Consider the following 24,113-nt stretch of genomic DNA (forward strand, 5'->3'; position numbering starts at 1 on the left):
GTGGGGGAGTGGGGTGAAAGGGGACAAGTGGGTTGGGGGTGTGGTGAGTTGGGTGCTCGGATGAAATGCCTTCACGGCGCATGACACCGTGTCGCGCCTCGGCGGTTGCACCTGTGCGCGCCGCTTTTCCGCGGACCCGGTGATGGCGGGGTACGCGCGGGCCGGTCTGCGACGGTCCGACCCGGCGAAGGCGTATTTCAGCAGGAAGATCCCTACTGGCTGCGGGTACGGGAGCCGCTGTACTGCTGGTCGGTGACCGGCTCGGCCCAGGTCGTTTCAGGGGCGCCGTGCAGCCTTAGCCTGCCGTTGTGGTGGCGGGGCGGGAGCGCCGGGCCGTCCAGCAGTGCCCAGCAGCCGAACCTCGCCCGTTTCAACTTCCTCACAAAGGCTCGGACAGGCGCAGCGGAGTTCCACGGCCCCCGGTCCGGGCACCGGCCCGGACCGGGGGCCGCGGGCCGCTCAACGACAAGTAAGCCGGTGGGCCTACCGCTTGACGGCGCGTCAGGGACGCACGTAGGGCCGGGTCATGATCTCCATGTTGTGGCCGTCCGGGTCGGCGAAGTACGCGCCGTGACCGCCGAACAGGTTGTTGGTCCGGCCGGGTTCGGTGTGACCGGGGTCGGCGCAGTACGTGACCCCGACGGCCTCCAGCCGGGCGATCATGGTGGGGAACTGCGCTTCGGGCACGAGGAACGCGTAGTGCTGCGACTGGATCGGCTCGTCCCGCTTCTCGTAGTAGTCGAGCGTCACGCCGTTGCCGAGGTCGACGGGCAGGAAAGGCCCGAACGGAGCGCCGACCTCAAGACCCAGGATCGTGGCGATGAACTCGGCCGACAGGTGCCGGTCACTGGCATGGACGACGGTGTGGTTCAGCTGGACGGAAGCCGCCGACGGCTCGGGGGCATGGGCGTACTGCGGGGCATGTGACATCGGTGGGGTTCTCCGGGTCTTCGGGATGCGTTGGCAGAGGCGCCGCGTGCGGGCGCCGGGAGCAAAGACACGGAGAAGGGGGCGGGCCTCTTGCCCGCCTCGCGCTCACGCCGAGGCCGGGCGCCTCACTCGTGTATGGCCCATGGCCGACCCGGCAGTCACCCGGCCGATTTTAGTGGTGAACCGGGCGCAGGGACAACGCCGTTCCCGGCCACGGCCACGGGCGCAGGCGACAGCGCGCCGGTGACGCGGACGACCGGCGGGTCAGCCGATCGGCTGATGCGGGCGTCGCTGCGCTGGCTAACCTTGATCGGGTGCTCACCACGTACGACACGGACGCCGACATCACCCGCGGCATCGGGGCGGGCGCCACCGGGTACCTGCTCAAGGCCGAGCGGCCCGGGGAGCTGTTCGCGGCGATCCGCGCCGCAGCCCAGGGCCGTACGACGCTGTCGCCGCCGGTCGCAGGACGGGTGATGGACCGGATGCGCGGTGCCGCCGGGCCGACCCTCACCGACCGGGAGCGGGACATCCTCGGGCAGCTCGCGCGCGGCCTCGGCAACCGTGACATCGCCCGCGCGCTCTTCATCAGCGAGGCCACCGTCAAGACCCACCTCGGCCGGATCTACACCAAGCTCGGCGTCGACACCCGCGCGGGCGCCGTCGCCGTCGCGAAGGAACAGCGCCTGCTGCCCGGGTAGGCAGGCCGGAGGGGTCGGGCGGCGGTGCGGTCCGGAGGTCAGTCCCGGGGCTGCTTCCGGCGGGCGGCGGCTGCGTTGCGGCCGGTCTCCACGTGCTTTTCGGCCAGCTCTTCGACCCGCGCCACGTCACGGTCGGCGACGGCGGTGTAGAGCTCTTCGTGTTCCTTCGCCATCGCCGTGAGGTCGTCGTGCTGCCCCAGGAGCCAGCGCATCCGGCTGCGGAGGGTGCGCTCCAGTTCGTTCAGCAGCTCGTTGTCGGCGAGTGAGGTCACCGTCTCGTGGAAGTCGGCCGCCGCCCGCCGGGCGCGTACGGCGTCTCCCTCGCCGGCCGCGGTCAGCTCGGCGTCGAGGTCCGCGCGCAGCCGGGCGAGTCCGGCGCGGGTACGGCGCTGGGCGGCCAGCCCGAAGGCCAGCGTCTCGAAGGCCGACCGCACCTCGTCGAGGTCGGCGATGTCCGTCGGCGTGAACTCCCGCACGACGGCCCACGTCCGCGGGCGCAGCGTCACCAGCCCTTCGGACACCAGCGCCTTCAGGGCATCCCGGATCGGCAGCCGGCTCACCCCCAGTTCGGCGGCGAGTTCGCGCTCGACCAGTTTGCTGCCCGGTGTGCGCACGCCGTCGATGATCTCGTCGCGCAACTGCCGGGTGACCCGCTCGGATTCGGGTTCAAACCCTCCAGACCCTGCCATGCCCTCATTCTCTCATCGGCCCGTGCCGCGCCCGGCCTGCCGTCCGTCGGCCGACGCGGCTGCCGTGCCGTCGTGCCGCCGTCAGGCCGGCGCGTAGCCGCGGTCGCGGACCACGTGACCGGCGAGCCGGGTGAAGGCGCGGGCGGCGGCGCTCTGGTAGGCGCTGTCACGGCGCAGCAGCGCGGCGACGCGGGTGGGCAGGGGAGGGTCGAGGGGAAGGGGGGTGAGGTGCGGGTGATCGTCGGTGATGGCGTCGGGGAGGACGGTGGCCAGCGCGGGGGTGCGTCGCACGATCTCCGTGAGTGCCTGGATGGTGTTGGCCTCCACCGCGATCGGCGGGCTGACGCGGTGCCGGGCGAAGTAGGCGTCGATGTGGCCGCGGGTGGCGAAACCCGCGCTGAGCAGGGCGAGTTGCTGCTCGGCGAGCCGCTGCACCGGCATCGGCCGCCGCTCCCGGGTGCCGGGGCGGTCCGCGGTGGCGACCAGGCTGAGGGTCTCGGCGAACAGCGCGGTGGCGGCGATGCCGGGCGGGTGGGGTCTTTCGAAGGCGATGCCGAGGTCGAGTTCGTCGGCCAGGAGGCCCGTTTCGATGCGGTCCTGCGCCATCTCGCTCACCTCCAGCGTGACGCCGGGAAAGCCCTCGTGCAGCTCCTGCACGAGAGGACCGAGGAGGTAGGCGGTGAAGGTGGGTGTCATCGCCAGACGCAGATGCCCCCGGGAGAGGTCGGCGACGTCCAGGACCGCGCGGTCGGCGGCGGCCAGCTCCCGCAGGGCGCGCCGGGCGTAGTGCACGTACGCCTCACCCGCGTCGGTCGGCCGGACACTGCGCCCGCTGCGGTCGATGAGCTGGACGCCGACGGCGCGTTCCAGCTGTTTGATCTGCTGCGAGAGCGTCGGCTGGGAGATGCACAGCACCTCGGCGGCGCGGGTGAAGTTGCCTTGCTCGGCCACCGCGATCAGATAGCGGAGGTGACGTAGTTCCGGACCCATACGCCGGACTATAGGCATCGGCGGCCATGGCGCCGCCGCCGAGCCCGACGGCGATGGCGGGGAAGAGGGCGCCGGGCCCCTGCCATGCGCGTCGCGGCGGCAGGGGCCCGTGCGCAGGTCACCTCAGTTCGCCGTCGCGGGCCACCACCCGGCCGCCGTGCACCACCAGATCCCGCGCGGGCAGGTCCACCACGACCTGCGGCAGGCACTCGCCGCTGACGAGAAGGAAGTCGGCGGGGGAACCGGGGGACAGGTCGGCGCGGGGCAGCCGCAGGACGTCCGAGCCGCCGTGCGAACCCGCCTCGTAACAGGCCGCCAGTTCCGAGTCGAGGCGGACGTCATCGACCCAGCCGAGCAGATGCGCACGGTGCAGCATGTCCGCGTTGCCGAACGGGCTCCACGCGTCGCGCACCCCGTCCGAGCCGAGCCCGACGCGTACCCCGTGCTCCTTCAGCCGGGCGATCGGCAGGACCAGCGACTCGCTCGGTGCCACGGTGGTCAGCGCGATGTCCAGCTCGCCGAGGTCTCCCGCCACCCGCGCCAGCTCCGCGTCGGACAGGCCAGGCAGGCAGAACACATGGCTGACCGTCACCCTGCCCCGCAGGGAAAGCGTCCGGGTGCGGTCGATGATGCCGCGCAGCGCCGTGAGACCCTTCTCGCCCCGGTCATGCAGGTGGATGTCCACGCCGACGCCGTACCGGTCCGCGAGGCCGAACACCAGGTCAAGTTGCTCGTCCAGTGCCTGGTCGAAGCCGATCGGATCGATCCCGCCGATGAAGTCGACGGACCCGCTGCGCGCCGCCTCCTTGAGGAGCGCCGCCGTACCGGGCGCGCGGACGACGCCGTGCTGCGGGAACGCCACGATCTGGACGTCGAGCGCGTGCCGGAGCCGCTCGCGGGCGTGCGCGACGCCTTCCACGCAGGTCAGGCCGTAGGCGGGCGCGATGTCGGCGTGGGCGCGCATGGCTCGCGTGCCGCGCGTCACGGCGTGCGCCATCAGCCCGTACGCCCGCTCGGCGACCGGCCTGCGCTGACCGTGGAACACCTCCACGTCCTGGGCCGCGAGATCGGCGATGCCGTCGGCCGGTTTGCGCGACATCCAGGTGCCGCCCCACGCCGTCTTGTCGGGGTGGATGTGCGCGTCCACCAGCGCCGGCAGGGCGATGCGACCGCCGCCGTCGATCACTTCGGCGTCCTCGGGGGCCTGCTCGTCCGTGATGCGGCCGTCGACGACGGTGAGGTCCACCGGGCGCTTCGCGCCGAAGGGCCGCACGGTGCGGAAGACCACCGGGCGACTCGGCCGCGCCCGGGATTCGGCCCGCGCCGACGGGGCGGCAGCGGACAGCACGGTGCCGGAACCCGCGAGCGCGGCGGCCCCCGCGAGGACACCGCGGCGGGAAGGTTCGGAGGGTGAGGGCGGCATGGGACTCCTTCGGTCGGTGACGGGACGGCGGGGCAGGTGGCGTGAGACGGCTCAGAGCGGCAGCCCGGCACGGACCACGCGGAGCGGCTTCTTCAGCACGGACACGTCGGCGAGCGGGTCGCCGTCGACCACGACCACGTCTCCCGCGAAGCCGCGCGCCAGCCGCCCCGCCGTCCGCTCCAGGCCGAGGAGCCGGGCGGCGCCGGTCGTGGCCGTACGGATCGCGTCCAGCGCGGACAGCCCCGCCGCGCGCATCAACTCCACTTCCCCGCCGATGGGTTCGACCTCGCCGCCCGATGAGTCCGTGCCGGCCGCCAGCGGTACGCCCAGCTCGTGCGCTGTGCGCACCGCGTCCTTCAGGACCGGCAGGTACGCACGCCCGCGCTCGGCGAGTACCGGGTCGGACGCGTCGACGAGCCCCGCGATCGCGGTCAGCGTCGGCGTGAAGTACGTACCCCTGCGCCGCATGTCGTGCAGGGTCCGCTCGGCGACGAACACCCCGTGCTCCAAGGACCTGATCCCCGCCCGCACCGCGTCGTCGCAGCCACGCTCGCTGTAGCTGTGGCACAGCACGCCCTTGCCGCCCCGCCGCGCCGCCGCCACGACGTCGGACAGCTGCTCGTACGAGTAGACCTGGGTCAGCGGGTCCTGCTCCGGCAGCCCGGCCCGCTCGTTCACCCGCGTCTTGATCACGTCCGCACCGCGGGCGAGGTTCACCTGGACGACCCGGCGCAGCGCCTCGGCCGAACGCACTCCGTCCTTCAGGCGGGCGAGCGGGGTGAGATCGGGGTCGGCGAGCACCGTGTCGCCCAGATCGGGGGTGACGAAGACGCCGGCGGCCCGCAGCCGGGGCGCCAGCTCGGGGGCCTGGCGGGCCAACTCCCGTACGGCGATGTCCTGGTAGAAGTTCGTGGAGCCGCTGCGGGCGCTGGTGGCGCCCTTGCGGACGGCGTCGCGCGCCTCGGCGGCGGTGTTGAGGTGGATGTGCGCGTCGATCAGGCCGGGCAGCACCCACCGGCCGTGCGCGTCGAGGCGCGGGACGCCGTCCGGAACCTCGGTCCGCGACCTGGCGCCGGCGGCGCGGACCACACCGGCACGGATCACGACGACGGCGTCCTCGGTGACATCACCGGTCGCCGGGTCGAGCAGCGTGCCGCCTTCGACAACCAGATCGCCGGTGTGCCCCGCGCCCCGCGTCGGTGCGGCGGCGGCCCGCGGAGCCGCCGAGAGCGCGGCGGCCGTCCCGGCCAGCGCGGCGGCCCCGGCGAGTATGCCGCGACGGGTGACCCGGCTGGACGGGGGCGGAACGGACTCGACACACATGGCGGGCTCCTAGGCGCTCTGCGGGCAACCGGTCAATTGGTATACCAAATGGAGAGTGCGGGACAAGGCTTCACGCGCGGGAAGATCACCGCCACAGCGATGGAGTTCGCCCCTGTATGCGATGCGCCGCGATGGTTCGCCCGCTTCCCTTCGGAGGTTTGGTATCCCAATATGCGGACGGCCTCGCAGGATGCGCGGATGCCCTTGCGGGCCGGGGCGTGCGCCCACCGGGCGGGCGGCACCGGGTCAACCGATCGGACGACCCCGGTGTCCACCCTCCCGCCCGCCGCATGGAGCCGGTACGCCGACGGGAGCCGCCGGAATGCGGCCCCAGGATGGATCTCGGAGCGGGGCGGCGGTCGACCCCCGCCCGCCCCGGACACACCCCGCCGGAAGGGACGCCGACGCCCCGGCCCCTTCCGGCCGTCGGCGCCCCGCACACCCTCTGAGAGCCACTGGAGTTTCCCCATGAATCACGACAAGCGCGATAAGAGCGACAGGAACGACAGGCGTGATGGGCTCGACAAGAAGGTCTCGAAGCGCGCCCGCGCCCGCGTCCTCGCCGGAGGCGCCGTCGCCGCCCTCGCCATCGGTGGCCTCGGCGCCTGGTCCGCGAGCGCGTCATCCCCCGCTCCGGCCGCCCGGACCGCCGTCAAGGCCGACGCGGGGAGCGGTCACCTCACCAAGTCCACCCACCTGACCGTCGCGGCGGCCACCGACGCCGCCGAAGCCGTCCTGCACGCCGCGCAGCAGGAGAACCAGCGCGTCTCCGTCGCCGTCGTGGACCGCAACGGCAACACCGTCGTCGCACTGCGCGGCGACGGCGCGGGACCGCAGTCCTACGAGTCGGCCGTGAAGAAGGCGTACACCGCCGTCTCCTGGAACGCCCCGACCTCCGAACTGGTCAAGCGGCTGGAGAGCGCCCCGACGCTGAAGGAAATCCCCGGCACCCTGTTCCTCGCCGGCGGCGCCCCGGTCACCGCGGAGAAGGCGCCGATCGCCGGCATCGGCGTCGCCTGCGCCCCGTCCGGCGACCTGGACGAGAAGTTCGCGCGGGCCGGCGTCGCCGCACTCGCCGAGTAGCCGGCGGCGTGCCCCGGCTTCCGGGTCAGTCGCCGACGGCGTCGAGCACGTCGCCCGCATCCACGAACTTGAAGTCGGTGGAGGGCCGTTCGGGGTCGCCGGGCGCGTCGTGACCGTCCTGCACGACGAGCAGACCGTGCGGGTACGCGTCCCCGAGCGGCTCGTTCAGGACCGCGGCGCCGTCGCACTCCTCGGAGCCGTCGGGCGCGCCGGATGCGGCGGCGACGCGGAAGCCGCCCTCGTACGCGTTGCCTTCGGACCGCTCGCGGTCGTACGCGGCGAAGGTGTGGTCGCCCTGGCTGGAGGCCAGCAGATAGCCGTCGCCGCCGTCCTGGCCGAGCAGCGTCAGGCCCTCGACGTCGGCCGTCAGGTGCGTGCCGCCGTAGCCAGGGTCGGCGCCCGCCACGCACTTCTCGGTCGCCTTGTCGTATGTGCCGGGCACGCCGTACTCGCGGACCTTGTCGACCAGTTGGGTCGGTCCGGTCAGGTCGGCGCGCAGTCGCCAGATACCGACGTCCTCCTGGCCCGCGTACAGCGTGCCGTTCGCCGGGTCCACGACCATGCCCTCGACCTGCGGCAGTTCGCCGGGCTCGGCGCACGGTGACCACGAAGCGCCGTTCGGCAGCGTGAACCTGTCGGGCAGGTCGAGCGTGCGGATCTGCCGGTAGCCGACCGTGCCGTCGGGCTTCGCGGTCAGCTCGACCAGCGCGAGCCGGGTCCGCTCCCGGCGGCTGACGATCGCGTACGAGCGGCCCGTCGACGGGTCCTTCCACGTCGCGAGGCCGTACGCGGTGCGCTGCTCGCTGATCTCCTGCTGGGACGAGGAGAAGACGGGCGGCGCCGACGGGTCGGTGACGTCGGTGAGCGGGCCCCCGGCGCGGTCGCGGTCGATGCGGTAGACGCGCAGCCGGTCGGTGCCGCGGTCGCTGGTCACGGCCAGGTCGGCGCGGCCCGTTCCGACGCGCATGCCGCGCACCAGGTCGACGTTGTTGAAGCGGCCGGGCGCGTCGCCTTGGCCGGGAGCGGCGGGCGCAGGCAGGGACTGCACCTCGCGCGCCCCGAGGTCGTACACGCGCAGCCCGCCCTGCTTGGCGGTGGCGATGACCAGGCTGCGGTCCGGGTCGGCCGCGTTGCGCCAGATCGCCGGGTCGTCGGCATCGGCGTTGCCGCCCGCTTCGTCGTCGTGCAGGGCCGGCGTCTCGGCGTGCGGCAGCACGGCGGGCGGCGCGGTGGCCGCCTGTGCGCCGGAGCCGAGCGGCACCGTCGCCGTGAGCGCCGCGAGCGCCGTGACGAGGGCGAGCCGGCCGAGAGCGGGGCGTGCGCTGCGGGGCTTGGCCATGAAGGGCGGTCCTTTCATGTCGCGAACATGACGAGATCACTGTGTGACCGCGCCGTGAAGGCTTTCCGCCGGGTAACGCGACCGGCAGCCGTCCGCGAAGTGAACGGACGGGGCCGGGCACCTCACCTCACGCGGCGCTCCGGTCGCTTACCGGAGGCCCACCACTCCCCAGGATCCGACCGCCTGGCCCGGCCTAAAATAGTCCGATGCCGCTCATCGAAGTCACCTACGCGCCGACGGTCGCCGAACCCCAACTCCGCGAACTCGGCTCGGTGCTCCCGCACTTGGTCTCCGAGGCCGTGGAGTGCCCCGAGGAACCGTACGACGGTGACCTGCAGCCGGGCGATGTGGAGATCCGCTTCCGGAAGCTGGGACCGCTGGACCGCTGCGGCCTGGACATCGTGATCGAGGTGCGGTCCAAGTGGTTCGAGAGCAGAGCCGCCAACCGCCAGGAACGCGTGGACGCGCTGCACGACGCCATCGGTGCCGCGACCGGACTCAGCGACTTCGGCGTCTACTTGTCCCTCCCGGTGGCCGCGTGGTCGCAGGGAGACTGAATCGGCCAGGTCCGCCGCACGCCGCCGCGTAGCTCAGCAGGCCGGGACGTCGAACGCGATCCAGACGTCGGGCGGCAGCTCAGGCCGGCCGGGCACCGGCCTGCGCTCCTCGGTCCACGCGTCGCCCGCTATCGCAGTGGCGACGCGGCGCCAGAAGCGCACCGCGGCCACGTTCTCGTCCTGAAAGGCGACCTCCCAAGGCCCGGGGTGCTCGGCCACCACCGCCCGCACCGCGCGCAGCCCGATCCCCGTCCGCCGCGCCCCACGCACCACGAAGAAGCTGTTCAACACGCGCATCGGACCCGGCAGACCGCGCACGAACGCGAGGCCGACGGGGCTTTCGCCGCTGGTCAGGAGGTACGGCGCCCAGTCGCCGCGGGTGAGAGCGTCGTCCAGTCGGTCGCTGCGGAACGTGCCGTCAGGGCGGGGCAGCAGACCATGGAACTCGGACAGGTCGTGACGGAACATCAGCCACAGGCGCTCCAGGACGGGGCGATCGGCGGCGTTCGCGAGGCGCACGGACACGTCGGACATGAACTTCTCCTTTACCGGGGCGGGTCCACCGGGGCGGGGGCCTTACTGGGACCGGTGGTCCCGGCAGGGGCCGGCGCCCTGTGGAGAGGTGCACCGTTCCGGGGCGATGCGGCCCCAGGACACAGAAGAAGCCTCCCCGGCGGATCTGCGTCCAGCCGGGAAGGCTTCTGATGACGTGACCCTAGCAGGCGGCCGGGAGACTCAGCCGCTTTGGGGCGTTCATGAGCGTGAGGCACTGTTCTTCCCTGATCATTTTTCTTCGCCCTCGGCTTCACCTCCGGCCCTGACGTCCCGTAGGGCGATGCAGCTCACCATCAGCAGCAGACCGGACACCACCGCGAAGCCGATGGAATAACTCGTGCTCTGGACCACGATCCCGACGCAGAAGCCGCCGAGGCCCAGACCGGCGTCGAACGCGAGATTCCACTGCGCTCCGGCCACGCTGAACCCCTTGCGTCCGGCCCGTTGCAGCATCAGCACCAGGGTGGCGTTCTGGAGCGTTCCGAAACCCGCGCCGAACACCAGCATCAGGATCAGCAGCGTCGCGGAATCGCCGGTCAGGGTGGCGCCGAGCACGCCGACGGCCGTGGTGAGCGTCGCGGGCAGCAGCAGCGCCCGGTTGCCGAAGCGGTCGCCGAGCCGACCGGCCAGCCAGCGGCTCCCGGTGATGCCCAACTGGAAGAGCAGCAGGGCCACGGGCGTGAGCCAGAGCGGTTCCCTCGGCGCGGCCAGCGGCAGGAACGTCACCACCGCACCCGACGCCATGGCACCCGCGGTCAGCAGGATGAACGGGCGCAGTATCGCCGGCCGTACGATCCCGGTGACGACACGGGGGCGCACGACGGGAGCCGGCCGCGGTGCCACGATGAACAGGGCGGCGAGCAGCCCGCAGAGCGGCGCCACCGTCCCCGCGACGAACAGCGGCTGATAGCCGAATCGGTGCGCCAGAAGCACACCGAACGGGGTGCCGACGGTGCCGCCGAGCCCCGTCGCCACCCCGTTCCAGCCCGTGCCCTGGCTGCGCCGCCCGGCGGGAGCCAGCTCGGCCGTGGAGGCCATCAGCGCGCCGGTGATGATTCCCGCCACTGCCGTGTGGCCGCTCGTCTGCGCTGCGTACTCAGGCACGGTCGACAGCAGCAGGTAGAAGCCCGCGAACCCGTTGAGGGTGCACAGGAGTACCGCCACCATGGGCCGGGTGAAGAGGGTCTGCTGCTGGATTCGAGGCGGCACGGATTGCGAAAGATTCACCTGCTTGATCCCAGCAGAGCGGCACCGCTGGTAACAGTGTCGAGATCTCCATCAGACGGGCCGTTGAGTGTGTCTTCCTCCACCGCCCCTGGCGCGGTGGAGGTACCGGACCCGTACGGTGCCCCGCGGCCCGGTGGGTGCGGAGGTGTGGCTGGTTCCCGTCCGGCGCTGGACACATGCCACGCACACATGCTTCTTTCTGTCCCGTGAACCGATGCGTGAGGGCCTCGTCCCGTCCCGGCGAGTCAGCGCGCCATGCTGCGCATCGCTGACCTCCTGGGCCATTCCGCTCTGGGGCTCCAGGCGGTGGGGGACACCGGCGGACTGAACCGGGCCATCCGGTGGGTGCACGTCACCGAACTGCCCGACCCCGGCCCGTACATAGGGGAGGATGAACTGGTCCTCACCAACGGCCTCTGGCTCGCTCAGCAGGACCCCGCCGTGTACGTCAGGGGCCTGATCGCTTCCCGCGCGGCAGGTCTGGTCTACGGACTGCGCACCAGCACACCGGTGGTACCGGCGGAACTCGTCAGCGCCTGCTGTGAGGCCCGGATGCCGCTGCTGCAACTGCCCGTCGAGGTGCCCTTCACCGCCGTCACTCAGGTGGTGTCCTTCGCCGACGTCAGCGCGCACCGGCTGCTGCTCGCGCTGCTGGACCGCGAGACCCGTCGGGGATTCGCGGAATCCGTCCTCGGCCCGGTCGAGGAGTACGACAGGTCGCACCGCAGCGAACTGATGCGCAGCCTGGAGGTGTTCCTGCGCTCGGGCATGCGCTGGACGGAGACGGCCGGAGCGCTGCACATCCACGTCAACACCCTGCGCAACAGACTTGCCAAGGTGCGGCCCCTCACCGGGCGGGACCTGAGCTGCACGGAGGACATGGTGGACGTCTTCCTCGCCCTGCAGACCTACAGCGAAGAGGAATGAGACGGGGTGCCGCCGGCGGGCAGCCGGCGGCACCCCTCAGCCCGCGGTCGCGGACTTGAGGTGGTCGAGGGAGTCGCGGATGAGGTCGGACAGCGTCCGCCCGCCGGGTTCGCCGAGCCACCGCTCGAACGCGACCTTGAAGACCGCGACGCCGGCCTCGGCGCTGAGGCTCGCGGTCGGCTCCGTGACCCCGCGGCGGCGCAGCGCGTCGGCCGTCGCGGCGGCGAGTGAGGCGAGCTTCAGCAACTCGCGTTCCCGGAGCGCGGCGTTCGCGGTGATCACGGTCCGGCGCTGCCCGGCGAGTTCGCGGCGCTCTTCGAACCGGGTGGAGGCGGCCCGGATGGCGTCGGTCGCCGCGTCGATGGGGGCGGTGGCTTCGGGGGTGCAGGCGATGGTGTTCACGACGGTTTCGAGCAGCTCGGCCTGTCCGGAGAACAGCACTTCGCGTTTGTCGGCGAAGTGGCGGAAGAACGTCCGCTCCGTGAGGCCCGCGCGGTGGGCGATCTCCGCCACCGTCGTCCGCTCGAAGCCCAGCTCGATGTAGAGCTCCAACGCCGCCCGTTCAAGCCGCTCGCGCGCGCCCGGTTCCCATCGCCCCATGGCCTGATCCTACGTGATGACAGCTCCTGACATCGGGTGTACGGTTCGATGACAGTCACTGACATCAGCTTGTCCGGGCGCGACTCCGCGCCGCGGACGGGCCTCTGGCATGGAGATCTCACTGATGCGTGTATTCGTCACCGGCGCGTCCGGCTTCATCGGTTCCGCCGTCGTCCCCGAACTCCTCCGCGCCGGCCATCAGGTCGTCGGGCTCGCCCGCTCGGACGCCTCGGCCGAGAAGGTCGCCGCCGCCGGAGCCGAGGTGCACCGCGGTGCCCTCGACGACCTGGACAGCCTGCGCGCGGGCGCCGCCGCGGCCGACGGGGTCGTGCACCTCGCCTTCATCCACGACTTCGCGGACTTCGAGGACGCCGCCAAGACCGATCTGCGCGCCATCGAGGCCATCGGCGGCGTGCTGGAGGGCTCCGGCCGCCCCCTCGCCGTCGCCTCCGGACTGATCGGGGTCGCCCAGGGGCGGTTGGCGACCGAGCGGGACCGGCCAGGACCCGAATCGGCCGCGGGCCCCCGGGATGCCGGCGCGCGGGCGGTGCTCGAACTCGCCGGGCGCGGCGTGCGTTCGTCCCTCGTGCGCCTTGGCGCATCGGTCCACGACGAGGGCGATCACGGGTTCGTCCCCAGGCTGATAGAGATCGCCCGCGAGAAGGGCGTCTCCGGCTATGTCGGTGACGGGTCCGGCCGCTGGCCCGCGGTGCACCGGCTCGATGCCGCGCGGCTGTTCCGGCTGGCACTGGAGAGTGCCCCGGCCGGATCGGTGCTGCACGGCACCGCCGAGGAGGGCCTGCCGATCCGCACCCTCGCGGAGGTGATCGGCCGTCGCCTCGACCTGCCGGTGACGTCCGTCCCCGCCGAGGAGGCGGACGCGCACTTCGGCTGGCTGGGCCGCTTCTTCGGCGCCGACATCCCGGCGTCCAACGAGCTGACGCGCGAACTGCTGGGCTGGCAGCCGACGGGCCCCGGCCTCATCGAGGACCTGGAAGGCGGCCACTACTTCAGCCCCCGGTCCGCCTGAGTTCCCGGTCCGTCTGAGCCCGCCGCCCGCCGTGTTCGCGATCCGGCCGACGGAGTGCGCCAACCGCGCAGCGGGCGGCGGTCGTTCAGCGGAACGGACCGTCGGGCGTGAAGGCGTGGGCGGCGAAGCGCTCGCCCATCCGGTGGTAGGCGGCGGCGGTGGGGTGCAGGCCGTCGGGCAGGTCGTCCGTCTCGTCAGGGCCGAGCAGCTCGCGGCCGTCGAGGTGGTGGAGGTGGGGATCGTGGGCCTGCCGGGCCGCTACGATCCGGGCGAGTTCGGCACGGACGACCGCCAGCGACAGCGCCCCACCCGCCACGTCCGCCGGGTCACCCAGGGCGATGACCTTCCCGTCCGGGCCCGTCGTGGCCGGGCCCGGGGTCTCATCGAATGCCGGACAGCTCACCGGGGACACCAGCAGGAGCGGGGTGTCCGGGTGCCCGTCCCGGATCGTGTCGAGGAATCCGTGCACCGCCGGGCCGAACGTCCGCAGCCGGAAGGCGGCCAGGCTCACGATGTTGATGCCCACCTTGAGGCTGATCAGGTCGGCGGGCATATCGCGGATCGTCCGGGCGATGTAGGGGTCGAGCACGGCGTTGCCCGCCTGGCTGAGGTTGATCACCTCGGCCCCGCCGAGCCCGGCCGCCACCACCGGCCAGGTGCCGGTCGGGCCGTCGGCCTCGATGCAGTGGCTGAGGGAACTGCCGTGGTGCACCCAGCGGCGCCGCCCGTCCGGCAGCGGCGCCAGCACCTCGCCGTCCGCGCGCAGCGCCACCAGTTCCGTGGGGGTCTGCTGCGGCAGCCACAGCTCGATGCTCTTCATGCCGGCCGGCAGCCCGGTGAACCGCACGGTCCCCGGCTCGCCCGGGATCAGCCGCTGCGCGGCACCGGGCGCCGCCATCCGCAGCACGTTGCCAAGCGGCGCCTGCCGACGCCCGGCCGGGGCGCCGTCCACCAGCAGATCCAGCATCCCGGTCGGGCGGGGCGCGGGGTCCGTATCGAGCTGTCCCGTGGAGGTGAGCACCTCGAACTCCAGCTCACGAGCATCGGTACGGAACACCAGCCGCACCCCCGAAGGCATCAGGGTCACCCCATGGACCGACGGGTCCTGGTACTGCTCCTTGGTCCACGCGGGCAGCCGGCGCGGCATCACCCCCGCCTCCGTGACCTCCAGATCCAGCGCGCCCCGCAACTCCACCGGCCCGCCCACCAGCGGAACCGTCCGCATCGTCACCGTCACCACTCCCGCCCCTGGTTCGCTGCCGCAACGAACCTACTGATCACCGCCCTTCGATGACAATCGGCCCGCCTGCACCGCCCCTGCCGCGCCGACCGTGCCCCCAGCCGGCGTCCGCCCGCGTCCTCAACCGCCCAGCGCGATGGCGTTCTTGGCCCGCGCCACCGACTCCTCGGCGGCAGGCCCGCCCGGATTCTCCGTCGCCAGGGCCTGGTTGAGCGCGACGAACGGCCGCATACGCGCCTCGTAACGGGCGAACGCGCCGCGGTGGTCGTCGCCCGCCCTGCCCAGCTCGTCGGCGAGCACGTGGGCACCGACCAAGGCCAGACTCGTCCCCTGCCCCGACAGCGGGGAGGCGCAGTAGCCCGCGTCCCCGAGCAGCGCGACCCGGCCCCGCGTCCAGTGCTCCATCCGGATCTGGGCCATCGCGTCACAGAAGAAGTCGGGCGCTTCGGCAGCGGCCTTCGCCAGCCTCGTCGGCTCCCAGCGCAGCGCGGCGAGCTTGTCGGCGACCAGCCCGCGGAGCCACTCGGTGTCGCGGTGGTTGCCGTCGAGCGGGCCGGAGTGGAAGCCGAAGGCGATCCGCAGCTCCGCGTTGTCGCGTACCGGCATGATGCCGAATCCCGCGTCGCCGTCCTGAAGCCACAGCTGCCAGTTGTCCAGCGCCAGGAAGTTGTCCGCGCCGAACACCGATACATAGCTGCCCAGATGGTGGGCGAAGCGCTCTTCCGGGCCGAACACGAGCCGCCGGACCGTCGAGTGCAGCCCGTCGGCGCCCACCACCAGATCGAAGGTGCGGGAGGGGCCGTGCGCGAAGTCGGCACGCACACCGTCCGCGTCCTCGCTGAGCGCCGTGATGCTGTCGCCGAAGACGTACTCGGCGTCCTGGCGCGTGTGCTCGTGCAGCAGGTGGACCAGATCATCCCGCAGCAGCTCGATGTCGGCGCTGTCGAGCCGTCCGCTGCTGAAGGTGGCCTCGGTGGAGCGGTCGATCTCGTTGCCGTCGGGGTCGAGTACCGACATCCCGCGCATCCGGGTGCGCATCCCGCGGGCCTGTTCCAGCAGGCCCATGCCGTCGACGACTTCGAGTGCGACGCCGCGGATGTCGACGGCCTGACCGCCTCGGCGCAGGCCGGGGGCGCGCTCCACGACCACGGGTGCGAGGCCGCGCCTGTGCAGCAGGTGCGCGAGTGCGGATCCGGCGATTCCGCCGCCTGAGATGAGGACCGTCTTCATGTGAATACCCCTTTCATACGCTGTACGCGGCTGAATGTACGGCGTATTTGCAGGGCCGGACAACCGTCTCAACTGTCTGCTGTACTAGGCCAGATATGCCCGTCACGACCGTTGTCGCTGCTAAGGTCTGCACTAGTACAGTGTGTACGGGCCTGAGAAGATTCACAAAAACGGGGCGTCCGAAGGAGGGGCACAGCATGGCCGAGGCACCCGACCCGCCCTACGCGCGCATCGTCGCCGACATCCGGCGCCGCATCCGGGACGGCGAACTCGCCCCGGGCGACCGGATCCCGTCGACGCGCCAGCTCTCCAGGGACTGGGGCGTCGCACTGGCCACCGCCACCAAGGCGCTGACGGCACTGCGGATGGAAGGGCTGGTGGAAACCCGCCCGCGCGCCGCCACGTTCGTCGCGGGGCACCCGGCACCCGCACGCCCGAAGCGGCGCACGCCCCTCCCCGGCGATCAGGAACTGACCCAGGAGGGGATCATCCGCGCCGCCATCGAGATCGCCGATGCCGAGGGGCTCTCCGCACTCTCCATGCGCGGTGTCGCCGCCCGCCTGGGCGTGGCCGCCATGTCCCCGTACCGCTACGTCGGCAGCAAGGACGAACTCGTCCTGCTGATGGCCGACGCCGCCTACGGCGAGCTGACCTATCCGGCCCCCGGGCCCGAGGGCTGGCGGGCCCGCCTGGAGCTGGGCGCGCGCACCCTGTGGCAGCTGAACCGCAAGCACCCCTGGCTGGCCCACATCGGTCCGCTCAACCGCCCCTTGATGCTGCCGAACCTGATGGTGCACGGCGAGTGGATGCTCAGCACGCTGGACCGTCAGGGCCTCGACCCGGTGACCATGTTCGACCTGCACGTGCTGCTGTACAGCTACATCCAGGGCCTCGCGGTCAACCTGGAACGCGAGGCCCAGGCCGAGGCCGCCACGGGGCTCACCGAAGACGAGTGGATGGAACGCCAGGCCGCATCGATGCGAGCGATCATCGAGTCGGACCGGTACCCCGTGTTCACCCGGGTCGTCACGGGCTTCGATGACGGCTACGACCTGAACATCGACGCACTCTTCGAGTTCGGCCTTCGACCGCTCCTCGACGGCTTCGCCGGCATCGTCGAAGGGAGGCGGGGGCCGGCGAAAACCTGAGCCGGTCGCAGCGCAGGACTGCCGGGCCGGGGGAGCGGTCGCGCCCCTTCGGTGCCTGCCGCACAGTGGACGAGGGGCCTGGTCACGGCGGGCAGCCGCGGGGGAGCGAGCACCTCACCGACAACGACGCCCCGCACCGCTCACCGGAAGGCGCACGGCCTCCCCGACCACAGGAGTCGCCTCATGCCCGCAGGATCGAACAGGAAGCGCGAGCGGCAGTACGAGCACATCAAGGAACAGGCCGAAGAGCGCGGCACGTCCGAACGCCGTGCCAAGGAAATCGCCGCGCGCACCGTCAACAAGGAACGTGCCCGCGCCGGCGAATCGAAGACCGCGAGCAAGGTTTCCACCCGCGACCCGAAATCCGCTGCGCAGCGCGGCGGCGAACGTTCCCACCGCGGACCGCAGAGCCCCACCCGCGACCAGCTGTACGAAGAGGCCAGACGGAAGAACGTCGAAGGGCGCTCGAACATGAACAAGGAGCAACTGCGCAAGGCCGTCGGCCGCTGACGCGGTTCTTTTCATGTCGGGGCCATCGGGCACGGTCGGTAACACCGGGGAACCTCTCGGTTCCCCGGTCAATTCCCACAACGAATGGGATCCGCTGGAGGAGATCATCGTCGGACGCCTCGAAGGCGCGACGGTTCCCTCCAGTCATCCGGTCGTGGCCTGCAACATCCCGCCGTGGGCGGCACGGTTGCAGGGGCTCGCCTCCGGCTTCAGGTATCCGCGCCGGACGCGATGTGTTCGTCACGCGGAGCAACGTCACCAACCGCCTGGGCATCGAGTGGCTGCGCCGCCACCTCGGGACCGGCTACCGCATCCACGAGATCGAGAGCCGCTGTCGCACGCCCATGCACATCGACGCGACATTTCTCTTGCTCTCGCCCGGCAAGGTGCTGGTCAATCCGGAATACATCGACATCAACCGGCTGCCCGGCATTCTGAGTTCGTGGGATGTCCTGATCGCCCCCGAGCCCGACCCGATCGATGAGCCTTTGCTCAGGACCACGTCGTTGTGCGGGAAATGGCTCAGCATGAACATTCTCATGATCGACGAAAAACGGGTGATCGCGGAGCGGCATCACACCGGCATGCTCCGCGCACTCGAAAACTGGGGGTTCGAGCCGATCCCCTGCGACCTGCTGCACTACGCGCCGTTCGGCGGCTCGTTCCACTGCGCAACGCTCGATATCCGGCGCCGCGGCACGCTCCAGTCCTATTTCCCTTGATTACACCGTCGACGCGGCGGTGAACAGCGCGTGCACGGCGCTGCGGACCTGCCCGGCGACCGCCTCCGGGGTGGAGGTGTCGAGTTTGCCGTCGAGGTGCAGGAACGCCAGGCCGTGCACGAGGGCCCACACCGTGGTCGACAGGGCGTCCGGGTCGGCGCCGGGGAAGGCGTTGCGGACGGTGTGGTGGACGTACGCGGAGATGGCGGCCGTCGCGTGGACCCGGTCCTCGTTGTCCGGGTCGCAGGGCTCCGCGAACATCGCCCGGAACAGCGCGGGGTGGTCGAGCGCGAAGCGCACGTAGGCGACGGCGACCGCGGCGAGATCGTCGGGCGTCGTGGGTGAGGGGTGTGCCGCGGCCAGCTGCCCGGTGAGTTCGCGGTAGCCCTCCGCCGCGACCGCGGAGACGAGTGCGTCGCGGTCCGCGTAGTGGCGGTAGGGGGCCGTCGCCGATACGCCGGCCCGCCGCGCCACCGCCCGCAGCGACAGTCCGGCGCTGCCGTCTTCTTCAAGCAGCTCTCGCGCGGCGCGCAGGCAGGCGGCGCGCAGATTGCCGTGGTGGTACGCACTCGCTTGCGACATGGTTCACACCCTCTCATGTTTGCATCGCTCACATCGTCCCCTAATGTAAACGACGCATACATCGTCATCGATCGAGATGAAAGAAGGAAACGCGGATGACCAGCGAGCTGTTCTCGCCGCTGTCCTTGCGCTCCGGAGCGGCGCTGGGCAACCGGATCGTGAAGGCGGCCATGGAAGAGAACATGGCCGCCGACGGCCAGTTGCCCGGACGGGAGCTACTGGCGCTGTACCGGCGCTGGGCCGCCGGCGGCACCGGACTGTTGATCACCGGCAACGTCATGGTGCACGCCGAGGCGCTGACCGGCCCTGCGGGCGTCGTGCTCGACGATGCCGCGCCGCTGGAGCCGTTCACCGAGTGGGCCACGGCCGCCAAGTCCGGCGGTGGGGCCGTGTGGATGCAGATCAACCACCCCGGCCGCCAGATTCAGGCGGACATGCCGGGTGTGGTGTGGGGCCCTTCCGCGGTGGGCGTCGACCTGGGCCGGCACAGCAGCCGTTTCGGCCGCCCCGTGGCCATGACCCCGGAGCAGATCGAGGACACCGTCACCCGCTTCGCGGTCACGGCCGCGCGGGCCGAACAAGCGGGGTTCGACGGTGTGGAGGTCCACGCCGCGCACGGATACCTGCTGTCGCAGTTCCTGTCCCCGCTGGTCAACCGGCGCACCGACGCGTGGGGCGGGTCGCTTGAGAACCGGTCCCGGATGCTGCTGGACGTCGTCCGTGCCGTCCGCGCCGCCGTCTCGCCGTCCTTCGCGGTCGCCGTGAAGCTCAACTCCGCCGACTTCCAGCGCGGCGGGTTCGACGCCGACGACGCCAGGCAGGTGATCGCGATGCTCGAACCGCTCGGTGTCGATCTGGTCGAACTGTCCGGCGGCAGCTACGAGAGCCCGGCGATGTCCGGCCGCCCCGCCGATGCCCGCACCCGGACCCGCGAGGCCTACTTCCTGGACCTGGCGAAGGACCTCGTCAAGACCAGCCCCCTCCCGCTGATGCTCACCGGCGGTATCACGCGACGCGACACCGCCGAAACGGTGCTCGCCGGCGGCGTGGCGCTCGTCGGGATGGGCACCGCCCTCGCCGTCACCCCTGACCTGCCCGACCGCTGGCGGGGCGGACGCGAGGCCGGCCGGCAGCTGCGGCCGGTGACCTGGTCCGACAAGGCACTCGCCTCGGCGGCAGGCATGGCGCAGGTCCGCCACCAGATGCGCCGCATCGCGCGCGGCAGCGACCCCAGGCCCGGCACCCACCCGGCGCGTGCCCTGATCGCCGAGCAGCTCCAGCAGCGACGGGCGCTGCGCCGCTACCGCGCCTGGCTGCCCGCGGCACGAGGCGCCGCCGCGGCGGGCCGTCCCGCGTGAGCAGGTCGCGGCCGTCGCCCGTGCACCGGCCGCGACCCTCTGCGGCACCTCCGGCCGAGACGGCGATCCGGCCCCCGGCACGGCCGGTCGGTGGTGGCGTGGAACGTCTGCGGCAGGTTGCGCGGTGCGGACCGGGAGCGAACGATGGGACGCGGGTTTCAGCGGGGGACGACAACCAGCCGCGGCCGGTGCCGCCGCGCGACAGGGCACATGGTGCCCGGGGCATGGAGTGGACATGACCGAGCTTCCGCCGCCGATCACCCCCTACCTCGAACCCGCCGCGAAGGAGCTGGCCGAGGCGACCGACCCGCACCCCCGGATCTACGAGGTCCCACCGGAGCAGGGCCGTGACATCCTGCTCGGCCTCCAGAGCGGCGCCGGCGTGGCCCGCCCGGACGTCGACGAGGAGTGGGTCGACGTGGACGCCGGCCGGTGGGGCACGGTCCGCACCCGCATCATCCGGCCCAAGGGGGCCGGCGGGCCGCTGCCGGTGGTGTTCTACATCCACGGCGCCGGCTGGGTCTTCGGCGACGACAGGACCCACGACCGCCTCTTCCGCGAACTGACCGTCGGGGCGGGAGCCGCGGGCGTCTTTCCCGTCTACGACCGGGCACCTGAGGCGCAGTACCCCACACAGGTGGAGCAGAACTACGCCGTGGGCCAGTGGGTCCTGGAACACGGCGCGGAACACGGTTTGGACACCTCGCGCATCGCCGTGACCGGAGAGTCGGTCGGCGGCTGCATGTCGGCGGTGTTCGCGCTGATGAACAAGGAGCGCGGCGGGATCGGCCTCAAGGCCCAGGTCCTGCTCTACCCGGTGACCAACGCCGACTTCGACACCCCGTCCTACCTGCAATTCGCCGAGGGCTACTACCTCACCCGCGACGGCATGAAGTGGTTCTGGGACGCCTACACCACCGATCCCGCCCAGCGCGCCGAGGCGTACGCATCCCCGCTCCGGGCGACCCCGGAACAGCTCAGAGGGCTGCCCACCACACTCGTCATCACCGACGAGGCCGACGTGCTGCGCGACGAGGGCGAGCAGTACGCCAACAAGCTGCGCGAGGCCGGGGTCGACGTCACCTCGGTCCGGGTGGCCGGCATGGTCCACGACTTCCTCCTCCTGGACAGCCTGCGCGACACCCGCGCCGCCAACGTCGCCCGCACACTCGCTGTCGACGCCCTGAGGACGGCGCTGCACGGCAGCTGAGAGAACACGCTCACGGCAGCGAGCGCACCGGAGACACCCGGCGCAGGTGGATGAGCACGTCGAAGGCGTCGGCGAGGGAAGCGAAGGCGAGGTGCGCGACGTCGTCACGGGACGGGTCGTAGACGCCGCCGATGACGCGGGCCTTCGCCGGGCCGTCCCATCGGCGGCGTACCGCGTCGCGGCGCAGGTCGAGCCAGTGGTCGGGCGGGCCCGCCGCGCCGAGCCGCGCGTCGATCAGGTCCGCGGCCGGTTCCGGGACGACGGCGACACCGAGATCTCCGTGGTGGAAGCCGATCGCCACCGAGACGTACCGGGCGCCGTACCGCTCACGCAGCAGGCTGCCGACTCCGGGCTGCGGGCCGCGCTCGGCGGCCATGCCCAGGACCGCTTCGGCTGCCGAGGTGTGCGCGATGCCGTCCCCGCTCCGGGCAGCGACCTGACCAGGGCGAGCGCGTCGCGGGCGTGGTCGGCGAACGGGCGTCCCGGGTGCGTTCCCCGGGCGCGCTGTACGTGTTCATCGGTGTGGTGGGCGGTCCGGATCAGGCCCAGGTAGGACGCGGCTTGCGCCAGCCGTTCCGGGGCCGACGCGCGGACGTGGTCCAGGACGGCGTCGTAGTCGTCGGGCTGCGCCTGCGCGGGCTTCACGCCGAAGATCCGTATCGGGTCGTCCGGATGGTCCTGGTTGAACTCCCGCATCCACGTCAGCGCCTCGGCCATCTCGGCGGTGCGCCAGGGACGCCAGGCGCCGTCGAGCGCGGATGCGGCCGAACCCCCGCCGCCGCGTACGTACCCGTCGAGGCGGGCGGCCACGTCGGCGCTGTCCTGCACGGCCAGCGCCCGGAACCCGTGGCGCCCGACCAGCCGGCGGAAGAGCTGGTCCCGCACGCCGAAGGTTTCCCGGGCGGCCCGGGTGGACTCCCCGATGCCGACGATCGTCGCCCCGTCGGCAAGCCTCCCGGCCAGCTCGTCGAGGGCGGCCCCGGACAGCGGGCCCGCGTCGGCGTGCCGCGGCCCGGACGGGTACGTACGGGAAGGGGTGGTGCGCCGGGGAGCGGTGGTGTCGGTGTTCATGCCCTGAGCCTCTTACCTGAAGTGTGGTTGAGGTCAAGGCGGTTGGCCGGCTGGGCGTCAGGGGGCGGCGAAATCTCGCGTCGGGCGGCAGCGGGCGCGAGACCGTCGGGACCGCCCCGGCCCTCGGCGCGACGCGCTCGCCGACACCGCCGGGCGCGCCATCCGCGGGTGCGCCTTTGCCGCCACGGGCATCGCTATCATCCCCACGACCAGGCCGTGGGCGAGTCCGACCGGGACGCCGGTCAGCGCACCGGCGGGATCCGGCCGGTGGACGACCGTGGCGTACAGCAGGCCGAAGGCCACCGTGCCGCCGAGGGCCGCCCCGACGCGAAGGACTGTCACATGGTGCAACCGCAGCAGCACCACGGCCGCCTCCAGGCGACCGTCACCGAACCGCCCCAGGACCAGCTCAAAGCCGCGGCATGGGTGGCCAGATCCCTCGGCCGCGGCGAGCACGCGCCGCTGCGCGCGGAGGACGTGGTGGCGCTCGCCGACATTCTGCGGCCGGTGCCCGTGCGCCCCGGGACCGTCGTCACCGCCGCAGGCGCCGCCCCGTCCGGGGTGTGGATCCTGCGCAGCGGCAGCGCCGAACTCGCCGTCGGCTCCGGCTCCCGCCAGGTCGTCGTCCAGATCCTGCATCCCGGGGACATCGACGGGGACGTCCAGATGCTGCTGCGCATGCCGCTGCCCTACACCACCAGGGCCCTGGAGACCGGGGAGTTCCTGCACCTGTCGAACGCCGACTTCGACCGCGTCCTCCAGAGCCGCCCGGCCGTCGCCCGCCGCTGGCTGACCAGCATCTCCATCCGGCTCGCGCACAGCCAGGCCCGGCTGACCACGCTGCTCGGCGGCACTCTGATCCAGCAGGCCGCCCGCCTGCTCCTCGACGAAGCGGTCGACGGCGCCGTCCGCCTGCCCCAGCGCACGCTCGCCGCCATGCTCGGCGCCCGCCGCCCCTCCCTCAACAAGATCCTCAAAGAACTCGAACAGCGCGGCGCCATCCGCTTGGCCTACCGCACCATCGAAATCAGCGACGCCGCCGCCCTGCAAAAGCTCGCGACATGAACACCGCCCGGCACCACAAGTGCCGGGCGGTGGGCGCCTCTTCGCGCGACAGGAGCGTTTCCCCGCTGTCCCGCGCATAGCGCTGAACGCCCGGCGGCCGGGCGTTTCCCGGCCCGGCCGCCAACCGTTCACTCAGACCTTTCACTCATCACCGGCCGCCGCCGCCGTGACCGCCGCCACCGCCGCCGCCGTGGCCACCGCCACCGCCGCCGCCGTGACCGCCACCGCCGCCGTGACCGCCGCCGCCACCGTGGCCACCGCCACCGTGACCGCCGCCGTCGCCATGACCGCCGCCGTGGCCGTAGCCACCGTTGCCGTGGCCGTATCCACCATCGCCGTGGCCGTGGCCGTAACCGCCATAGCCGCCGTTGTGGTCGTGACCGCGGTAACCGTCGTTGTTCCAACCCCATCCGTCGGAGTCGTGGTGGGCGTTGGTGCTGACGGCAGCAACGTGTCCGGTAGAACTCTGCTGTGCCTCGGCAGCGGAGGCTGCGCCGCCGGCCGCTGCCAGCGTGCCGGCAGCCAGGAGTCCGGTGGCCGCAACAGCGGCGAGGCGCCGAATCGACTTACTCATGAGTACTCTCCTCGCTTCCAGAGGGGCGG

25 protein-coding genes and 2 pseudogenes are annotated in these 24,113 nt (G+C 72.1%); 11 read left to right on the plus strand and 16 right to left on the minus strand.

Features of this window, described 5'->3' with window-relative positions; genetic code table 11:
* Positions 1 to 212 precede the first annotated feature (212 nt).
* The gene (locus ACGFNI_RS24740) at positions 213 to 374 is read right to left on the minus strand and encodes a hypothetical protein (protein ID WP_393686819.1); all 162 of its coding nucleotides are present in this window, start codon (positions 372 to 374) and stop codon (positions 213 to 215) included.
* A 127-nt stretch (positions 375 to 501) separates the two neighbouring features.
* A complete protein-coding gene (locus tag ACGFNI_RS24745) occupies positions 502 to 930 on the minus strand; it encodes a VOC family protein (protein ID WP_393686820.1) in 429 nt (142 codons plus the stop codon).
* Positions 931 to 1,241: 311 nt separating this feature from the next.
* Between ACGFNI_RS24745 and ACGFNI_RS24750 the strand changes: the two are divergent.
* Positions 1,242 to 1,631 (plus strand): annotated as a pseudogene (locus ACGFNI_RS24750) (LuxR C-terminal-related transcriptional regulator); the annotation flags it as partial.
* Between the two features lie 38 nt (positions 1,632 to 1,669).
* Here ACGFNI_RS24750 and ACGFNI_RS24755 read toward each other — a convergent pair.
* The 4 genes from ACGFNI_RS24755 to ACGFNI_RS24770 all read right to left on the minus strand — a co-directional run bounded on the left by ACGFNI_RS24755 (position 1,670) and on the right by ACGFNI_RS24770 (position 6,056).
* A complete protein-coding gene (locus ACGFNI_RS24755) occupies positions 1,670 to 2,320 on the minus strand; it encodes a GntR family transcriptional regulator (RefSeq protein WP_393686821.1) in 651 nt (216 codons plus the stop codon).
* 81 nt (positions 2,321 to 2,401) lie between these two features.
* The gene (gene cynR, locus ACGFNI_RS24760; protein WP_393686822.1) at positions 2,402 to 3,310 is read right to left on the minus strand and encodes a transcriptional regulator CynR; all 909 of its coding nucleotides are present in this window, start codon (positions 3,308 to 3,310) and stop codon (positions 2,402 to 2,404) included.
* A 118-nt stretch (positions 3,311 to 3,428) separates the two neighbouring features.
* Positions 3,429 to 4,733, minus strand: coding sequence for an amidohydrolase (locus tag ACGFNI_RS24765; protein WP_393686823.1), 1,305 nt, complete (start codon positions 4,731 to 4,733; stop codon positions 3,429 to 3,431).
* 51 nt (positions 4,734 to 4,784) lie between these two features.
* On the minus strand, positions 4,785 to 6,056 hold the full coding sequence (locus ACGFNI_RS24770) for an amidohydrolase family protein (protein ID WP_393686824.1): 1,272 nt from the start codon (positions 6,054 to 6,056) through the stop codon (positions 4,785 to 4,787).
* Between the two features lie 468 nt (positions 6,057 to 6,524).
* Here ACGFNI_RS24770 and ACGFNI_RS24775 point away from each other — a divergent pair, with 468 nt between their 5' ends.
* Positions 6,525 to 7,139, plus strand: coding sequence for a heme-binding protein (locus tag ACGFNI_RS24775; RefSeq protein WP_393686825.1), 615 nt, complete (start codon positions 6,525 to 6,527; stop codon positions 7,137 to 7,139).
* Positions 7,140 to 7,164: 25 nt separating this feature from the next.
* On the opposite strand, the gene ACGFNI_RS24780 is transcribed toward ACGFNI_RS24775, so the two are convergent.
* Positions 7,165 to 8,478: a phytase gene (locus ACGFNI_RS24780; RefSeq protein WP_393686826.1), complete on the minus strand. Its 1,314-nt coding sequence runs from the start codon at positions 8,476 to 8,478 to the stop codon at positions 7,165 to 7,167.
* 206 nt (positions 8,479 to 8,684) lie between these two features.
* Between ACGFNI_RS24780 and ACGFNI_RS24785 the strand changes: the two genes are divergently transcribed.
* Positions 8,685 to 9,035, plus strand: coding sequence for a hypothetical protein (locus ACGFNI_RS24785; RefSeq protein WP_393686827.1), 351 nt, complete (start codon positions 8,685 to 8,687; stop codon positions 9,033 to 9,035).
* 33 nt (positions 9,036 to 9,068) lie between these two features.
* On the opposite strand, the gene ACGFNI_RS24790 is transcribed toward ACGFNI_RS24785, so the two are convergent.
* Together ACGFNI_RS24790 and ACGFNI_RS24795 are read right to left on the minus strand one after the other, a co-directional pair.
* Complete coding sequence (locus tag ACGFNI_RS24790; RefSeq protein WP_393686828.1) at positions 9,069 to 9,569, minus strand: GNAT family N-acetyltransferase; 501 nt, start codon at positions 9,567 to 9,569, stop codon at positions 9,069 to 9,071.
* Positions 9,570 to 9,818: 249 nt separating this feature from the next.
* Positions 9,819 to 10,799 carry an MFS transporter gene (locus tag ACGFNI_RS24795; RefSeq protein ID WP_393686829.1) on the minus strand — a complete coding sequence of 327 codons (981 nt, stop codon included), beginning with the start codon at positions 10,797 to 10,799 and terminating at the stop codon, positions 9,819 to 9,821.
* Between the two features lie 273 nt (positions 10,800 to 11,072).
* On the opposite strand from ACGFNI_RS24795, the gene ACGFNI_RS24800 reads away from it, so the two are divergent.
* Complete coding sequence (locus ACGFNI_RS24800) at positions 11,073 to 11,744, plus strand: PucR family transcriptional regulator (RefSeq protein ID WP_393686830.1); 672 nt, start codon at positions 11,073 to 11,075, stop codon at positions 11,742 to 11,744.
* A 36-nt stretch (positions 11,745 to 11,780) separates the two neighbouring features.
* Here ACGFNI_RS24800 and ACGFNI_RS24805 read toward each other — a convergent pair whose 3' ends face one another.
* Complete coding sequence (locus tag ACGFNI_RS24805; protein WP_393686831.1) at positions 11,781 to 12,344, minus strand: TetR/AcrR family transcriptional regulator; 564 nt, start codon at positions 12,342 to 12,344, stop codon at positions 11,781 to 11,783.
* Between the two features lie 124 nt (positions 12,345 to 12,468).
* Between ACGFNI_RS24805 and ACGFNI_RS24810 the strand changes: the two genes are divergently transcribed.
* Complete coding sequence (locus ACGFNI_RS24810; RefSeq protein WP_393686832.1) at positions 12,469 to 13,374, plus strand: SDR family oxidoreductase; 906 nt, start codon at positions 12,469 to 12,471, stop codon at positions 13,372 to 13,374.
* Between the two features lie 85 nt (positions 13,375 to 13,459).
* Here ACGFNI_RS24810 and ACGFNI_RS24815 read toward each other — a convergent pair whose 3' ends face one another.
* Together ACGFNI_RS24815 and ACGFNI_RS24820 are read right to left on the minus strand one after the other, a co-directional pair.
* Entirely contained in the window at positions 13,460 to 14,599 is a 1,140-nt protein-coding gene (locus tag ACGFNI_RS24815) for a lipase (protein ID WP_393686892.1), read from the minus strand.
* A gap of 135 nt (positions 14,600 to 14,734) precedes the next feature.
* Complete coding sequence (locus ACGFNI_RS24820) at positions 14,735 to 15,844, minus strand: FAD-dependent monooxygenase (protein ID WP_393686833.1); 1,110 nt, start codon at positions 15,842 to 15,844, stop codon at positions 14,735 to 14,737.
* A gap of 197 nt (positions 15,845 to 16,041) precedes the next feature.
* Between ACGFNI_RS24820 and ACGFNI_RS24825 the strand changes: the two genes are divergently transcribed.
* From ACGFNI_RS24825 to ACGFNI_RS24835, 3 genes and pseudogenes are all read left to right on the plus strand, one after another.
* Positions 16,042 to 16,992, plus strand: a complete 951-nt coding sequence (locus ACGFNI_RS24825) for a TetR/AcrR family transcriptional regulator C-terminal domain-containing protein (protein WP_393686834.1) — start codon at positions 16,042 to 16,044, stop codon at positions 16,990 to 16,992.
* 183 nt (positions 16,993 to 17,175) lie between these two features.
* A complete protein-coding gene (locus ACGFNI_RS24830) occupies positions 17,176 to 17,502 on the plus strand; it encodes a plasmid stabilization protein (RefSeq protein ID WP_393686835.1) in 327 nt (108 codons plus the stop codon).
* Between the two features lie 13 nt (positions 17,503 to 17,515).
* Positions 17,516 to 18,224, plus strand: a pseudogene (locus ACGFNI_RS24835) (hypothetical protein).
* Here ACGFNI_RS24835 and ACGFNI_RS24840 read toward each other — a convergent pair.
* A complete protein-coding gene (locus ACGFNI_RS24840; RefSeq protein WP_393686836.1) occupies positions 18,225 to 18,806 on the minus strand; it encodes a TetR/AcrR family transcriptional regulator in 582 nt (193 codons plus the stop codon).
* Positions 18,807 to 18,901: 95 nt separating this feature from the next.
* On the opposite strand from ACGFNI_RS24840, the gene ACGFNI_RS24845 reads away from it, so the two are divergent.
* On the plus strand, positions 18,902 to 20,164 hold the full coding sequence (locus tag ACGFNI_RS24845; RefSeq protein ID WP_393686837.1) for an NADH:flavin oxidoreductase/NADH oxidase family protein: 1,263 nt from the start codon (positions 18,902 to 18,904) through the stop codon (positions 20,162 to 20,164).
* 235 nt (positions 20,165 to 20,399) lie between these two features.
* A complete protein-coding gene (locus tag ACGFNI_RS24850; protein ID WP_393686838.1) occupies positions 20,400 to 21,374 on the plus strand; it encodes an alpha/beta hydrolase in 975 nt (324 codons plus the stop codon).
* 10 nt (positions 21,375 to 21,384) lie between these two features.
* On the opposite strand, the gene ACGFNI_RS24855 is transcribed toward ACGFNI_RS24850, so the two are convergent.
* Complete coding sequence (locus tag ACGFNI_RS24855) at positions 21,385 to 21,711, minus strand: erythromycin esterase family protein (protein ID WP_393686893.1); 327 nt, start codon at positions 21,709 to 21,711, stop codon at positions 21,385 to 21,387.
* Entirely contained in the window at positions 21,609 to 22,445 is an 837-nt protein-coding gene (locus ACGFNI_RS24860) for an erythromycin esterase family protein (RefSeq protein WP_393686839.1), read from the minus strand. The genes ACGFNI_RS24855 and ACGFNI_RS24860 overlap by 103 nt, the downstream gene beginning before the upstream one ends.
* A gap of 216 nt (positions 22,446 to 22,661) precedes the next feature.
* On the opposite strand from ACGFNI_RS24860, the gene ACGFNI_RS24865 reads away from it, so the two are divergent.
* On the plus strand, positions 22,662 to 23,510 hold the full coding sequence (locus ACGFNI_RS24865) for a Crp/Fnr family transcriptional regulator (RefSeq protein WP_393686840.1): 849 nt from the start codon (positions 22,662 to 22,664) through the stop codon (positions 23,508 to 23,510).
* A gap of 148 nt (positions 23,511 to 23,658) precedes the next feature.
* On the opposite strand, the gene ACGFNI_RS24870 is transcribed toward ACGFNI_RS24865, so the two are convergent.
* A complete protein-coding gene (locus tag ACGFNI_RS24870) occupies positions 23,659 to 24,084 on the minus strand; it encodes a hypothetical protein (protein WP_393686841.1) in 426 nt (141 codons plus the stop codon).
* Between the last annotated feature and the right edge of the window lie 29 nt (positions 24,085 to 24,113).

The organism is Streptomyces sp. NPDC048644, from assembly GCF_043199105.1.
Lineage (GTDB): Bacteria > Actinomycetota > Actinomycetes > Streptomycetales > Streptomycetaceae > Streptomyces.

Excerpts from the sequence above, each read along its gene's own strand:
- ACGFNI_RS24745 (WP_393686820.1), bottom strand. The coding sequence starts at position 930 with ATGTCACATGCCCCGCAGTACGCCCATGCCCCCGAGCCGTCGGCGGCT.
- ACGFNI_RS24755 (WP_393686821.1), bottom strand. The coding sequence starts at position 2,320 with ATGGCAGGGTCTGGAGGGTTTGAACCCGAATCCGAGCGGGTCACCCGG.
- cynR (WP_393686822.1), bottom strand. The coding sequence starts at position 3,310 with ATGGGTCCGGAACTACGTCACCTCCGCTATCTGATCGCGGTGGCCGAG.
- ACGFNI_RS24765 (WP_393686823.1), bottom strand. The coding sequence starts at position 4,733 with ATGCCGCCCTCACCCTCCGAACCTTCCCGCCGCGGTGTCCTCGCGGGG.
- ACGFNI_RS24770 (WP_393686824.1), bottom strand. The coding sequence starts at position 6,056 with ATGTGTGTCGAGTCCGTTCCGCCCCCGTCCAGCCGGGTCACCCGTCGC.
- ACGFNI_RS24775 (WP_393686825.1), top strand. The coding sequence starts at position 6,525 with ATGAATCACGACAAGCGCGATAAGAGCGACAGGAACGACAGGCGTGAT.
- ACGFNI_RS24780 (WP_393686826.1), bottom strand. The coding sequence starts at position 8,478 with ATGGCCAAGCCCCGCAGCGCACGCCCCGCTCTCGGCCGGCTCGCCCTC.
- ACGFNI_RS24785 (WP_393686827.1), top strand. The coding sequence starts at position 8,685 with ATGCCGCTCATCGAAGTCACCTACGCGCCGACGGTCGCCGAACCCCAA.
- ACGFNI_RS24790 (WP_393686828.1), bottom strand. The coding sequence starts at position 9,569 with ATGTCCGACGTGTCCGTGCGCCTCGCGAACGCCGCCGATCGCCCCGTC.
- ACGFNI_RS24800 (WP_393686830.1), top strand. The coding sequence starts at position 11,073 with ATGCTGCGCATCGCTGACCTCCTGGGCCATTCCGCTCTGGGGCTCCAG.
- ACGFNI_RS24805 (WP_393686831.1), bottom strand. The coding sequence starts at position 12,344 with ATGGGGCGATGGGAACCGGGCGCGCGCGAGCGGCTTGAACGGGCGGCG.
- ACGFNI_RS24810 (WP_393686832.1), top strand. The coding sequence starts at position 12,469 with ATGCGTGTATTCGTCACCGGCGCGTCCGGCTTCATCGGTTCCGCCGTC.
- ACGFNI_RS24815 (WP_393686892.1), bottom strand. The coding sequence starts at position 14,599 with ATGCGGACGGTTCCGCTGGTGGGCGGGCCGGTGGAGTTGCGGGGCGCG.
- ACGFNI_RS24820 (WP_393686833.1), bottom strand. The coding sequence starts at position 15,844 with ATGAAGACGGTCCTCATCTCAGGCGGCGGAATCGCCGGATCCGCACTC.
- ACGFNI_RS24825 (WP_393686834.1), top strand. The coding sequence starts at position 16,042 with ATGGCCGAGGCACCCGACCCGCCCTACGCGCGCATCGTCGCCGACATC.
- ACGFNI_RS24830 (WP_393686835.1), top strand. The coding sequence starts at position 17,176 with ATGCCCGCAGGATCGAACAGGAAGCGCGAGCGGCAGTACGAGCACATC.
- ACGFNI_RS24840 (WP_393686836.1), bottom strand. The coding sequence starts at position 18,806 with ATGTCGCAAGCGAGTGCGTACCACCACGGCAATCTGCGCGCCGCCTGC.
- ACGFNI_RS24845 (WP_393686837.1), top strand. The coding sequence starts at position 18,902 with ATGACCAGCGAGCTGTTCTCGCCGCTGTCCTTGCGCTCCGGAGCGGCG.
- ACGFNI_RS24850 (WP_393686838.1), top strand. The coding sequence starts at position 20,400 with ATGACCGAGCTTCCGCCGCCGATCACCCCCTACCTCGAACCCGCCGCG.
- ACGFNI_RS24860 (WP_393686839.1), bottom strand. The coding sequence starts at position 22,445 with ATGAACACCGACACCACCGCTCCCCGGCGCACCACCCCTTCCCGTACG.
- ACGFNI_RS24870 (WP_393686841.1), bottom strand. The coding sequence starts at position 24,084 with ATGAGTAAGTCGATTCGGCGCCTCGCCGCTGTTGCGGCCACCGGACTC.